This window comes from Streptomyces sp. NPDC043746 (assembly GCF_056436485.1).
This window is the reverse complement of sequence record NZ_JBWKCM010000044.1, coordinates 21,762-34,210: the sequence shown is the minus strand read 5'-3', so window position 1 is coordinate 34,210 and position 12,449 is coordinate 21,762. Positions and strand designations below refer to the sequence as shown.

General features: G+C 72.5%; 9 protein-coding genes, 1 pseudogene and 1 riboswitch. Of the genes and pseudogenes, 7 read left to right on the top strand and 3 right to left on the bottom strand.

The genetic code is table 11. The features are described 5' to 3' along the window. Nucleotides 1–155: 155 nt before the first annotated feature. Together AC0682_RS29890 and metE are read right to left on the bottom strand one after the other, a co-directional pair. Complete coding sequence (locus AC0682_RS29890) at nt 156–1,544, bottom strand: lysine N(6)-hydroxylase/L-ornithine N(5)-oxygenase family protein (protein WP_478536292.1); 1,389 nt, start codon at nt 1,542–1,544, stop codon at nt 156–158. A 376-nt stretch (nt 1,545–1,920) separates the two neighbouring features. Then, nucleotides 1,921–3,528, bottom strand: a pseudogene (gene metE / locus AC0682_RS29885) (5-methyltetrahydropteroyltriglutamate--homocysteine S-methyltransferase); the annotation flags it as partial. Nucleotides 3,529–3,668: 140 nt separating this feature from the next. On the opposite strand from metE, the gene AC0682_RS29880 reads away from it, so the two are divergent. Continuing rightward, nucleotides 3,669–3,866 carry a hypothetical protein gene (locus AC0682_RS29880; protein ID WP_254811379.1) on the top strand — a complete coding sequence of 66 codons (198 nt, stop codon included), beginning with the start codon at nt 3,669–3,671 and terminating at the stop codon, nt 3,864–3,866. A 387-nt stretch (nt 3,867–4,253) separates the two neighbouring features. On the opposite strand, the gene cobF is transcribed toward AC0682_RS29880, so the two are convergent. Further along, entirely contained in the window at nt 4,254–5,057 is an 804-nt protein-coding gene (gene cobF, locus AC0682_RS29875) for a precorrin-6A synthase (deacetylating) (RefSeq protein ID WP_254811380.1), read from the bottom strand. A gap of 198 nt (nt 5,058–5,255) precedes the next feature. Then, a riboswitch (cobalamin riboswitch) is annotated at nt 5,256–5,434 on the top strand. Between the two features lie 227 nt (nt 5,435–5,661). Between cobF and AC0682_RS29870 the strand changes: the two genes are divergently transcribed. The 6 genes from AC0682_RS29870 to AC0682_RS29845 form a co-directional block, all read left to right on the top strand. After that, nucleotides 5,662–7,164 carry a CoA-acylating methylmalonate-semialdehyde dehydrogenase gene (locus AC0682_RS29870; RefSeq protein WP_478536290.1) on the top strand — a complete coding sequence of 501 codons (1,503 nt, stop codon included), beginning with the start codon at nt 5,662–5,664 and terminating at the stop codon, nt 7,162–7,164. Continuing rightward, the gene (locus AC0682_RS29865; protein WP_478536289.1) at nt 7,161–8,315 is read left to right on the top strand and encodes an acyl-CoA dehydrogenase family protein; all 1,155 of its coding nucleotides are present in this window, start codon (nt 7,161–7,163) and stop codon (nt 8,313–8,315) included. Before AC0682_RS29870 ends, AC0682_RS29865 begins: the two co-directional genes overlap by 4 nt. Further along, nucleotides 8,312–9,379 (top strand): enoyl-CoA hydratase/isomerase family protein, encoded by a 1,068-nt coding sequence (locus tag AC0682_RS29860; protein WP_478536287.1) that lies wholly within the window; start codon nt 8,312–8,314, stop codon nt 9,377–9,379. Before AC0682_RS29865 ends, AC0682_RS29860 begins: the two co-directional genes overlap by 4 nt. Beyond that, nucleotides 9,376–10,308: a 3-hydroxyisobutyrate dehydrogenase gene (gene mmsB, locus AC0682_RS29855; protein ID WP_302885863.1), complete on the top strand. Its 933-nt coding sequence runs from the start codon at nt 9,376–9,378 to the stop codon at nt 10,306–10,308. Before AC0682_RS29860 ends, mmsB begins: the two co-directional genes overlap by 4 nt. Further along, on the top strand, nt 10,305–11,114 hold the full coding sequence (locus tag AC0682_RS29850) for an enoyl-CoA hydratase (protein ID WP_478536286.1): 810 nt from the start codon (nt 10,305–10,307) through the stop codon (nt 11,112–11,114). The genes mmsB and AC0682_RS29850 overlap by 4 nt, the downstream gene beginning before the upstream one ends. Nucleotides 11,115–11,464: 350 nt before the next feature. Then, nucleotides 11,465–12,449: lipoate--protein ligase family protein (locus AC0682_RS29845; RefSeq protein ID WP_478536284.1), on the top strand; the 985-nt coding region annotated here is incomplete at its 3' end.

The window sequence follows — 12,449 nt, the reverse complement described above, 5'->3', positions numbered from 1 at the left end:
TCTTCGACCTCGTCGACTACGGCGTCGTCGGCGACCTCTTCACCGTCGTGCCCCAGCTCACCGAAGAGATCAACAACCGCAAGGGCTGACCCCCTTCCTCCCGCTCCCCCTCCGGGCCGCACGGTGAGAGTCCCGCCGTGCGGCCCGGAGCCGTATCAGCTGCGCTCCTTCGCCGGACGGCCCGGTGCCCCGCCACGGTCACCGGCCGCGCCGAGTCCGAACGTGGTGAAGGCGGTTCGGTCCGGAAGCGGGTAGGTCTCCTTGCCCGTCAGCGTGTTGATGATGACGGCGGAGCGCCAGGCGGCCAGGCCCAGGTCGGGGGTGCCCACCCCGTGCGTGTGCCGTTCGGCGTTCTGCACGAAGACCGATCCCTCGATCTCCGCTGCGAGGACGAGCCGTTGGGCGTCGTCGACCTGCGGACGCCCGGCGTTGTCGCGGACGATGTACGGGTCCAGGGCGGCGAGCAGGGTGTCGAGCTGGCGTTCCCGGTACCCGGTGGCGAGGACCACCGCGTCCGTGGTGAGGCTGCCCCGGGCCTCCTGCTGTGCGTGTTCGACGGCGAGTTGTATGCGGCCGTCGTCCGTGACCAAGGCTCCGGTGACCTCGATTCCGGGGGTGAGGGTGACCTCGGGCCAGTCGCCGCCGAGACTGCGGCGGTACAGCTCGTCGTGGATGTCCCCGAGCGTGTCCCCGCTGACGCCTTTGTAGAGCTGCCACTGGCTGGGCAGCAGCCGGTCCCGGGTGGCCTGCGGGAGGCCGTGGAAGTAGCGGGTGTAGTCCGGGGTGAACTGCTCGAGCCCGATCTTGCTGTACTCCATGGGGGCGAAGGCCGGGGTGCGGGCGAGCCAGGTGAGCCCCTCCGCACCCTCGGGCCGCAACCGCAGGAGGTCCAGCAGGACTTCGGCGCCCGACTGCCCCGAGCCGACGACGGTGATGTGGCGGGCGGCGAGCAACCGGTCCCGCTGGACGAGGTAGTCGGCGGAGTGCAGGACGAGGGGCACGGGGTCGGCGGCCAGCGCCCTCAGCGGCTCGGGGACGTGGGGCGCGGTACCGACGCCGAGGGCGAGGTGACGGGCGTGGGTGAGCCCGCCCCCCGATGTCTCACCGTCCGGGCCGAGCCGGGTGAAGTCGACGGCGAACGCGCCCTCCCTCGCGTCCCAGGCGATGGCGTCGACGCGGTGGCCGAAGTGGGTGGAGGGCAGTTCGGTGCTCACCCAGCGCAGATAGCCGTCGAACTCCGAGCGGTGGATGTGGAAGCGCTCGGCGAAGTAGAACGGGAAGAGTCTGCGCCGGGTCTTGAGGTAATTCAGGTAGCACCAAGGGCTCGTCGGCTCGACCAGGCTCACCAGATCGGCCAGGAAGGGGACTTGGAGGGTCGCTCCCTCGATGAGCAGTCCGGGGTGCCACTGGAAGGCGGCGCTCTGTTCGTGGAAGGCGGTGCGCAGGCCGGGTACGCCGTCGGCGAGGGCGGCGAGCGAGAGGTTGAAGGGGCCTGCGCCCACCCCCAGCAGGTCGAGGGGCGGTGTTCGCGGTGCGGGCGTCATGCGGTTCCTCCAACGGGATTCGTGCGGGCCGGCAACGTCATGGCGACAGCCTCTCCTCGGCAGGGCCCCTCGGCGCCGCCCGCGAGGAGGTCTCCCGTTTCGGCGCTCACACCGCACGCTCCAGGGGGAGTTCGGCGGGTGGTAGGCCCTGAGCACGCTCCATGGCGAAGCCCTTCGATCGAAGTACAAGATCCACAACCGGGATTCGCTGGTTAGGCTAACCTAAGTCCGCGACCGGGGGAGCCGCACTCCGGCCACCCTGCCCGGTCGGCCGGACTTCCGAACGAGCGTGCCCCGACCGAAGTCGGGGGCACGGGCCTCACGAGGGACGCCCCCGGCGCGGGAGCGGCGGTGGCCGATCCCGCACCGGGTCGGATCACGCCGCGTCGGTGGGCAGCTCCGCGCGGATCTCCCGCGCGGCGGCTACCAGGTTCTCCAGGGAGGCCCGGGTCTCGGGCCATCCGCGGGTCTTCAGGCCGCAGTCGGGGTTCACCCACAGCCGCTCGGCCGGGATGGCCTCAAGCCCCTTGCGCAGGAGGCCCGCCGCCTCCTCGATGCTCGGGATGCGCGGCGAGTGGATGTCGTAGACGCCGGGCCCGGCCTCGCGCGGGTAGCCGTGGGCCGCCAGTTCGCGGGCGACCTGCATGTGGGAGCGGGCGGCTTCCAGGCTGATGACGTCGGCGTCGAGGTCGTCGATGGCCTGGACGATGTCGCCGAACTCCGCGTAGCACATGTGGGTGTGGATCTGGGTGTCCGGTCGCACCCCGGAGGTGGCAAGGCGGAAGGACTCCGTCGCCCACTCCAGGTACGCGGTGTGCTCGGCGGCCCGGAGCGGAAGCGTCTCGCGCAGTGCGGGCTCGTCGACCTGGATCACCGAAGTGCCGTTAGCCTCAAGGTCGTTGACCTCGTCGCGCAGGGCGAGGGCGACCTGGCGGGCGGTCTCGCCGAGCGGCTGGTCGTCGCGGACGAAGGACCAGGCGAGCATGGTGACCGGCCCGGTGAGCATGCCCTTGACCGGGCGCTCGGTGAGCGACTGCGCGTACGCCGTCCACCGCACGGTCATCGGCCCGGGGCGCGAGATGTCCCCGACGAGGACCGGCGGGCGGACGTAGCGGGTGCCGTACGACTGGACCCAGCCGTGCTGGGTGGCGAGGTAGCCGGTGAGCTGCTCCGCGAAGTACTGCACCATGTCGTTGCGTTCGGGCTCACCGTGGACCAGGACGTCGATCCCGGCCTTCTCCTGGAAGGAGAGGACCTCGCGGATCTCGTTCTTGACGCGCTCCTCGTACCCGGCTTCGTCGATCCGTCCGGCCCTCAGATCGGCTCGTGCGGTGCGCAGTTCGGCTGTTTGCGGGAACGAGCCGATGGTGGTGGTCGGCAGCAGCGGCAGCTTGAGGTGGGCGCGCTGGGCGGCGGAGCGCTCGGCGTACGGCTGCGAGCGGCGGCCGTCGGCGTCGGTGACGGCCGCCGTACGGGCCCGCACGGCCGGGTCGCGGGTGATGGGGGCGTCGGCGCGTGAGTCCAGGTCGGCCCGGTTGGCGGCGAGTTCGGCGGCGATGGCCTCGGTGCCCTGGGACAGCCCCTTGGCCAGGGCGACGATTTCGGCGGTCTTCTGCCGGGCGAAGGCCGGCCAGCGAAGCACCTGCGGGTCGATGTCCTGCTCGGCCGTCGCGTCCAGCGGGACGTGCAGGAGGGAGGAGGAGGCGGAAACGTCGACCTGGTCCGCGAGGCCGAGGAGCGTGCCGAGGGTGGCGAGCGACTTCTCGTAGTCGTTGATCCAGATGTTGCGGCCGTTGACGACGCCGGCGACCAGCCGCTTGCCGGGCAGTCCACTCGCCGCCGCGAGGTCGTCCAGGTTGGCGGCGCCCGACTCGGTGAAGTCCAGCGCGATCCCCTCGACCGGGGACTTGGCCAGGACGGGCAGGGCCTCCCCGAGCCGCCCGAAGTAGGAGGTTCGGCTCCTCTTCGCCCGTTCGCTGACTTCCGGTCAGCTGGTGGGGGCACGGTGACACAGATGTAACCGAATGGCGTAGGCGAGCCGGAACCACAGAGCGCCACAGGCCGTTCTTCTTGCCAATACACGGCCGCCGACCCGCGGCGGCGAGGAGAGAAGGGGAGCGCTGCATGAAGAAGACAGTCGGCTGGGCCCAGGACGGCGACGGCTGGACGATCACGGTGAACGGCACGCAGTACCGGGCCGTGGAGCGCGCCACCGACGGGCGCGTGGACAACTATCTGGTGCGGGGCAACGACCTGAGCGCCGAGTGCCCGAGCCTCGGCCATGGGCTCGGCCTGATCCGGGCGCACGAGTCCCGGGGCTGACCCCGGCCGGGCCCGACGAGGAGGTGCGGCACCTGAGCCCGCGCCTCGCCCGGCCCTCCCTCCCTTGTCCGGGCCCCCGCTCACGGGCCGGGGCCCTCAGCGGCCGACGCCGCCTCAGGTGTGGGCGGCGCCCGCGCCTCCCGAGGCGTCCGGGCCGCCCGGAGGCAGCAGCACCAGGGCCGTCCCAACCGCCTGGGGCGTCAGCACGCACAGCCTCAGGCTCCGGACCGCCGTGAGCGCCCGCACCACCGGAGGCTCCGGACCGCCGTGAGCGCCCGCGCCACCTGAGGCTCCGGACCGCCGTGAGCGCCCGCCCCGCCTGAGGCGCAACCGCTGCGCGCGCCCGCACCACCTCCGGCGCGAGCACCGCACGGACCGCCCGCCGCCTCAGCCTCCCACGCCGCCCGGCGCCCCCGGGCCCTGGCGCAGCAGGTACGTGTCCATGATCCAGCCGTGCCGCTCGCGGGCCTCGGCGCGCACACGGCTGATCCGCTCCGCGACCTCGTCGAGCGGGCCGGAGACCAGGAGTTCGTCCGGGGTGCCGAGGTAGGCGCCCCAGTAGATCCAGAGCCCCCGGCCCGTCAGACGGGTGAAGCTCTCGTGGCCGTCGAGCATCACCACGATGTCGCCGTCGTCGTCCGGGAACCCCTCCGCGAGCCGCCTGCCGGGGGTGATGTGGATCGGGCGGCCGACCTGGTTCAGGGACGTGCGGTGGCGGGCGGCGAGGGCGGAGACGCTGCTGATGCCGGGAATCACCTCATGGCCGAATTCCACCGTTCCCCGGTCCCGGATGTCCTCCAGGATCGCCAGGGTGCTGTCGTACAGGGACGGGTCGCCCCAGACCAGGAAGGCCCCGCACTCCCCCGGTGCCAGCTCCTCGATGATCAGGCGTTCGCAGATGTCGGCGCGGCGCTGGCGCCAGTCGTGGACCGCCGAGGTGTAGCGCCCCCGGTCGTCCTGGGTGCGGTCCCGCCAGGGGTCCTCGGCCTCGACGACCCGGTAGGGATGGGTGAGGTGTTCGGCCAGGATGTCCCGTCGCAGCCGGATGAGGGACTCCTTCTCGCGGCCCTTGCCGAGCACGAAGAAGACCTGTGCCCGGCGCATCGCCTTGATCGCGGCGAGGGTGAGGTGGTCGGGGTCACCGGCGCCCATGCCGATGACGAGGATGTGGCGTGGGGGTGCGTCGCTCATGTCGGCCGATCATGCCAGGGCCGGCCTGCCCGGCCCGGGCAGGGGGCGAGAGGGACCACCAGGCCGGGCGGACGCGCCAGGGGCGAGGCGGGCGTCGAGCCGGAGCGAGGGCGCGCGCAGGTCGGGGCGACGGGGGGTGGACTTACTAGGACGTCCAACTATATGTTCGTGGGCAGAAGGGCGACCGGCATGGTGCCGGGCGCCTCGAAGGCCCGTGGTGTCAGGGAAGCCGGTGCGATTCCGGCGCGGTCCCGCCACTGTGACCGGGGAGTCCGTCCTCGCAGGACACGCCACTGACGGCGAACCAGCCGTCGGGAAGGCAGGAGGGCGCGCGTCGATCCGGGAGTCAGGATACCGGCCACGGGGTCGTTCCGTGTTTCCACGAGGATGGAGCAGACACGCATGGCACCGGTCCGCACCCACGGCCCCGCAGGCCCGTCCCGGCGAGCGGTTCTCCCCGCCCCCTGACGGCCCCCGCCCTTCGCGTCCCCCCTGGCGGCAGTCCTTCCGCGCCCCCGTGCACCCGACCGGTGCGTGGGCCGGTGGCAGCCGTGCGCCATCCCCGGATCTCTCCTGACGATCTCACCGACGAGAGCAGGTTTCCATGGTCCGCGAACTCACCCATTTCATCGGCGGCAAGCACACGCCCGGCGCCTCCGGCACGTACGGCGATGTCTACGACCCCAACACCGGTCAGGTCCAGGCCCGGGTGCCGCTGGCCGACCGGTCCGAGACCGAGGCGGCCGTCGCCGATGCCTCCCAGGCGCAGCGGGAGTGGGGCGAGTGGAACCCGCAGCGCCGCGCCCGGGTGCTGCTGCGCTTCCTCCGGCTGGTGGAGAAGGAGAAGGACTCCCTGGCCCGGCTGCTCTCGTCCGAGCACGGCAAGACCGTGGCGGACGCGCACGGCGACATCGCGCGCGGTCTCGACGTGGTGGAGTTCGCGGCCGGTGTCCCGCATCTGCTGAAGGGCGAGTTCACCGACAACGCGGGCGCGGGAATCGATGTGCACTCGCTGCGCCGGCCGCTCGGTGTGGTCGCGGGCATCACCCCGTTCAACTTCCCGGCGATGATCCCGCTCTGGAAGGCCGCACCGGCTCTGGCCTGCGGTAACGCCTTCATCCTCAAGCCGTCGGAGCGTGACCCGTCGGTGCCGCTGCGGCTGGCCGAACTCTTCCTGGAGGCCGGGCTTCCGCCGGGGGTCCTCAACGTCGTCAACGGCGGCAAGGAGGCCGTGGACACCCTGCTGGAGGACCCGCGCGTCAAGGCCCTCGGCTTCGTCGGCTCGACACCGATCGCCGCGCACATCTACGCGACGGCCGCGGCCCACGGCAAGCGGGCGCAGTGCTTCGGTGGAGCCAAGAACCACATGATCGTGATGCCGGACGCCGATCTGGACCAGGCGGTGGACGCCCTGATCGGGGCCGGGTACGGCTCGGCGGGCGAGCGGTGCATGGCGATCTCGGTTGCCGTGCCGGTCGGTGAGGCCACCGCCGACGCGCTGGTCGCCAGGCTCACCGAGCGGATCGGTGAGCTGCGGATCGGCCGATCGGACGACCCGGACGCCGACTTCGGGCCGCTGGTGGGCCGCGACGCGGTCGACCGGGTGCGCGGCTATGTCGGCCTCGGTGTCGAGGAGGGTGCGGAACTGGTCGTGGACGGCCGGGACTTCACCCTCGAAGGCCACGAGGAGGGATTCTTCGCGGGCGCCTCGCTCTTCGACCGGGTCACCCCGGACATGCGGATCTACCAGGAGGAGATCTTCGGGCCCGTGCTCTCCGTGGTCCGTGCGGCGGACTACGAGGAGGCGCTGCGGCTGCCCTCGGAACACGCGTACGGCAACGGCGTCTCCCTCTTCACCCGCGACGGCGACATCGCCCGCGACTTCACCCGCCGGGTCGACACCGGCATGGTCGGCGTGAACGTGCCGATCCCGGTGCCGGTGGCGTACCACACCTTCGGCGGCTGGAAGCGGTCCGGCTTCGGTGACCTGAACCAGCACGGCCCGGACGCCATCCGCTTCTACACCCGTACCAAGACCGTCACTTCGCGCTGGCCCGCCTCGGGCATCCGGGACGGCGCGAGCTTCACGATTCCGACCATGGGATGAGCGCTGTGACCACCCTGCTCAGCGACGACCAGCTCGCGGTCGTCGAGACGACGCTCGACTTCGCCCAGGAGCACCTGGCCCCGCACGCGGTGGCCTGGGACCAGGACAAGCACTTCCCCGTCGACGTCCTGCGGAAGGCGGCGGACCTCGGTCTCGGAGGTGTGTACGTACGGGAGGAGGTGGGCGGCTCCGGGCTGTCCCGCTCCGACGGGGTCCTCGTCTTCGAGGCCCTGGCCACCGGCTGCCCGTCCGTCGCCGGGTACCTCTCGATCCACAACATGGTCGCCTGGATGGTCGACCAGTACGGCACCGACGCGCAGCGCGCCCGGTATCTGCCGGAGCTGTGCACCATGGAGCAGCTGGGCAGTTACTGCCTGACCGAGCCGGGCGCGGGCTCCGACGCGGCGGCGCTGCGCACCCGTGCGGAGCGCGACGGCGACCACTACGTCCTGACGGGCACGAAGCAGTTCATCTCCGGGGCGGGCGCCACCCACCTCTACATCGTGCTGGCCCGCACGGGCGACAGCGGTCCCGGCGGGATATCGGCGTTCCTCGTCGAACGGGACGACGCGGGTCTCTCGTTCGGGGCCAACGAGAAGAAGATGGGATGGAACGCGCAGCCCACCCGGCAGGTCCTGCTCGACGGCGTGCGCATCCCCGCCGACCGGATGCTGGGTTCGGAGGGCGAGGGCTTCCGGATCGCGATGAACGGCCTCAACGGCGGCCGACTGGGCATCGCCGCCTGCTCCCTGGGCGGAGGGCAGAGCGCGCTGGACCGGTCCCTGGCGCATCTCGCGGACCGCGAGGCGTTCGGGGCCCGGCTGCTGGAGGCGCAGGCGCTGCAGTTCCGGCTGGCCGACATGGCGACCGAACTGGCCGCCGCCCGGGCGCTGGTGCGGCAGGCCGCCGAGGCGCTGGACCGGAAGGCGGCCGGTGCACCGGAGTTGTGTGCGATGGCCAAGCGGTTCGCCACCGACACCGGGTACGCGGTCGCGGACCGGGCACTCCAACTCCACGGCGGCTACGGCTATCTCTCCGAGTACGGCATCGAGAAGATCGTCCGGGACCTGCGGGTCCACCAGATCCTGGAAGGGACCAACGAGATCATGCGCGTCATTGTGGCCCGGAGTCTGACGGGAGCCCTGCGATGACCGAGGAGCCCGTCATCGTCCGTACCGAGGGGCGTACGGGGGTGGTGACCCTGAACCGGCCCAAGGCGCTCAACGCCCTGACCCACGCGATGGTCGGGACGATCGCGGCGGCCCTGGACCGGTGGGAGCACGACCCGGAGGTGGCCACGGTCGTCATCACCGGGGCCGGGGAGCGCGGCCTGTGCGCGGGCGGCGACATCCGGTCCATCTACGAGGACGCCCGCGCGGGCGGCAAGGCGTCGGCCGCGTTCTGGCGCGACGAGTACCGGCTGAACGCCCGGATCGCCCGCTATCCGAAGCCGTACGTGGCCATCATGGACGGCATCGTCATGGGCGGCGGGGTCGGTGTCTCGGCGCACGGCAGCGTCCGGATCGTCACCGAGCGGTCGAAGGTCGCCATGCCGGAGACCGGGATCGGCTTCGTGCCGGATGTCGGCGGCACGTATCTGCTGGCGCTGGCCCCCGGGGAGCTGGGCACCCATCTCGCCCTGACCGGGGCGGTGGTGGGGGCCCGGGACGCACTGCTGTGCGGACTGGCCGACCACTTCGTACCGGCGGACGAGCTGCCCGCGTTCCTCGCCGCGCTGCGGACGGGGGAGGTCCCCGAGGTGCTGGGCCGACACGTCCGGGAGGCACCCCCCGGGACGCTGGAGGCCGACCGGGCCTGGATCGACCGCTGTTACGCCGCCGACACGGTCGAGGAGATCGTGGAGCGGCTGCTGGCCTTCGACGCCCCGGCGGCCGGTGAGGCGGCGAAGACGATCCTGGGCCGTTCGCCCGTCGCGCTCAAGGTCACCCTCGCCGCGCTGCGCCGCGCCCGTGGACTCGGGCCGCTGGAGCGGGTGCTGGAGCAGGAGTACCGCGTCTCGTGCGCGGCGCTCTCCTCCGCCGATCTGGCGGAGGGCATCCGCGCCCAGGTCATCGACAAGGACCGCACCCCCCGCTGGACCCCGGGGACGCTCGTGGAGGTCACGGAGGCGGACGTGGCCCGGTACTTCGCACCGACCGGCGACGGGGAACCGCTCCTCGCCGCAGCCGACTCACCGCAGGAGGTGCCCTGGTGACCACCACCACGACCGTCGCGTTCATCGGCCTCGGCCACATGGGCGGCCCGATGGCCGCCAACCTCGTCCGGGCCGGATACCGGGTGCTCGGCCACGACCTGGTGGAGAGCTGTCTGGCCGCCGCCGGGGAGAGCGGGGTGGAGCGGGCGAAGTCCGCAGCGGATGCGGCCGCGGTGGCCGATGTGGTGATCACCATGCTGCCCGCCGGCCGCCATGTCCTCTCCCTCTACGGGGAGCAGGGGCTGCTCGAAGCAGCCCGCCCCGGCACGCTGTTGGTCGACTGCTCCACCATCGACGTGGCCGACTCCCGCGCCGCCCACGCGGCAGCGGCGGCGACCGGTCACCGCTCGCTGGACGCCCCGGTCTCCGGAGGGGTGGTGGGCGCGGAGGCGGGCACCCTCACCTTCATGGCCGGGGGCGACGAGGCCGCATTCGCCCAGGCCGAGCCGCTGCTGTCCGTGATGGGCAGGAAGGCCGTGCACTGCGGCGGGGCCGGTGCCGGGCAGGCGGCGAAGATCTGCAACAACATGATCCTCGGCGTCTCGATGATCGCCGTGAGCGAGGCGTTCGTCCTCGCCGAGAGCCTCGGCCTCTCCGACCAGGCGCTGTACGACGTGGCGTCTGCGGCCTCCGGCCAGTGCTGGGCCCTCACCGTCAACTGCCCGGTACCCGGCCCGGTGCCGACCAGTCCGGCCAACCGCGACTACCGGCCCGGCTTCGCCGCTCCCCTGATGGCGAAGGATCTCGCGCTGGCCGCCAACGCCCTGCGCGCGGGCGGCATCGACGCCGGACTAGGGCTCAAGGCCGCCGAGTTGTACGCCCGGTTCGCGGAAGGGGACGGGGCGGACCAGGACTTCTCCGGGATCGTCCGCGCCATCCGCACCGCTTCGTCGCAGACCACCCAGACGCAGGAAGGCACCACCGCATGAGCGAGCACGACGACACCCCCTCCACCCCGGGCCCGTACGGAACGATCCTGGTCGAGCGCCGGGGCCGTACGGCCCTGCTCACCCTGAACCGCCCCAAGGCGCTCAACGCGCTGAGCCTGGAGGTCATGCGGGAGACGGTGGAGGCGGCCGAGGCGCTGGACCGGGACCCGGGCGTCGGCTGCATCGTCATCACCGGCAGCGGCGAGAAGGCGTTCGCGGCGGGGGCGGACATCAAGGAGATGCAGCCGCAGAGCTACATGGACATGTACCTCAGCGACTGGTTCACCGCCTGGGACCGGCTCGGCCGTCTCCGGACCCCGACGATCGCCGCCGTACGGGGCTACGCCCTGGGCGGGGGCTGCGAGTTGGCGATGCTCTGCGATCTGGTGATCGCCTCGGAGTCGGCCGTCTTCGGGCAGCCGGAGATCCGGCTCGGGGTGATCCCCGGCATCGGCGGCTCCCAGCGGCTGACCCGGGCGGTCGGCAAGGCCAAGGCGATGGACCTCTGTCTCACCGGCCGGAACATGGACGTCCAGGAAGCGGAACGGGCCGGGCTGGTCTCCCGGATCGCCCCGGACGCGGAGCTGCTGACGGAGGCGCTGGCGGTCGCGGAGACGGTCGCCGGGATGTCGGCGCCGGTCGCGATGATGGCGAAGGAGGCGGTGGACCGCGCCTTCGAGACCACGCTCGCGGAGGGCGTCCGCTTCGAACGGCGCCTGTTCCACGCGGTGTTCGCGACCGCCGACCAGAAGGAGGGCATGAAGGCGTTCACCGAGAAGCGGCCGGCGGAGTTCACGCACCGCTGAGGTCGGCCCTCGGGCCGTCGGCCTCCACCGGGTACGGCACCCGCGCACGCCGGTCGGGGTCGGCGGCCGCCCGGCCCCGGCCGGGGGCCGAGCCCGCCGGGCGCGGTCCCGGCGTTCGCGGGCCCGGCAGCCGAGCCCGATCGGGTGGCCGGGCGCGGGCCGTCCAGGGCCGGCCCGTCGGCGTGGACCCGGCGGTGGGCATGGCGGAGTGCGCGTCCGAGGCCACGGCGAAGACGGCCTCGGACGCACGGGATGATCCACGCCGCGATGCGCGTTGTATCCGGTCGTGTCCGGTTCATCCATCGGGCCGGACACGACCGGACGGAACAGACGGAGTCGGAGGCGGCACGGTGCACGGTGAGTACAAGGTTCCCGGCGGCAAGCTGGTCGTGGTGGACCTGGAGGTGGCGGGCGGGGCCCTGCGGGACGTCCGCGTCTCCGGGGACTTCTTCCTCGAACCGGACGAGGCGATCCTCGCGATCGACGCGGCGCTGGAGGGTGCCCCGGCCAACACCGACACCGCCGGGCTCGCGGCCCGGATCGAGGCGGCGCTGCCCGACTCCACGGTGATGCTCGGACTCAGCGCGGAGGGCGTCGCCACCGCCGTACGCCGGGCGCTGGCGCAGGCCACGGAGTGGAGCGACTACGACTGGCAGCTGATCCACGACGCGCCGCAGTCGCCCGCGCTGCACATGGCGCTGGACGAGGTGATCACCGCCGAGGTGGCGGCAGGGGTGCGTCCGCCGACGCTGCGGGTCTGGGAGTGGGACTCCCCCGCCGTGATCATCGGCAGCTTCCAGTCGCTGCGCAACGAGGTGGACCCGGCGGGCGTGGAGCGGCACGGGGTGAACGTCGTACGCCGGATCTCCGGCGGGGGCGCGATGTTCGCGGAGCCCAGCTCGACCATCACGTACTCGCTGGCCGTCCCGCAGGCGCTGGTCTCCGGGCTCTCCTTCGCCGACAGCTACGCCTATCTGGACGACTGGGTCCTCGAAGCCCTGGCGGACATGGGCATCAAGGCCTGGTACCAGCCGCTCAACGACATCGCCACCGAGGTCGGCAAGATCGCGGGAGCGGCACAGAAGCGGGTGGTCGGGCCGGACGGCGGGCCGGGGGCCGTGCTGCACCACGTGACGATGGCGTACGACATCGACGCCGACAAGATGCTGGAGGTGCTCCGCATCGGCAAGGAGAAGCTGTCGGACAAGGGCACCCGCTCGGCGAAGAAGCGCGTCGACCCGCTGCGGGGGGGGGGGGGGGGGGGGGGGGGGGGGGGGGGTGGGGGGGGGGGGGGGGGTGGGGGGGGGGGGGGGGGGGGGGGGGGGGGGGGGGGGG

What these genes read in the sequence shown, in the direction of transcription:
- AC0682_RS29890 (WP_478536292.1), bottom strand. Translation starts at nt 1,544, where the DNA reads ATGACGCCCGCACCGCGAACACCGCCCCTCGACCTGCTGGGGGTGGGC.
- AC0682_RS29880 (WP_254811379.1), top strand. Translation starts at nt 3,669, where the DNA reads ATGAAGAAGACAGTCGGCTGGGCCCAGGACGGCGACGGCTGGACGATC.
- cobF (WP_254811380.1), bottom strand. Translation starts at nt 5,057, where the DNA reads ATGAGCGACGCACCCCCACGCCACATCCTCGTCATCGGCATGGGCGCC.
- AC0682_RS29870 (WP_478536290.1), top strand. Translation starts at nt 5,662, where the DNA reads ATGGTCCGCGAACTCACCCATTTCATCGGCGGCAAGCACACGCCCGGC.
- AC0682_RS29865 (WP_478536289.1), top strand. Translation starts at nt 7,161, where the DNA reads ATGAGCGCTGTGACCACCCTGCTCAGCGACGACCAGCTCGCGGTCGTC.
- AC0682_RS29860 (WP_478536287.1), top strand. Translation starts at nt 8,312, where the DNA reads ATGACCGAGGAGCCCGTCATCGTCCGTACCGAGGGGCGTACGGGGGTG.
- AC0682_RS29850 (WP_478536286.1), top strand. Translation starts at nt 10,305, where the DNA reads ATGAGCGAGCACGACGACACCCCCTCCACCCCGGGCCCGTACGGAACG.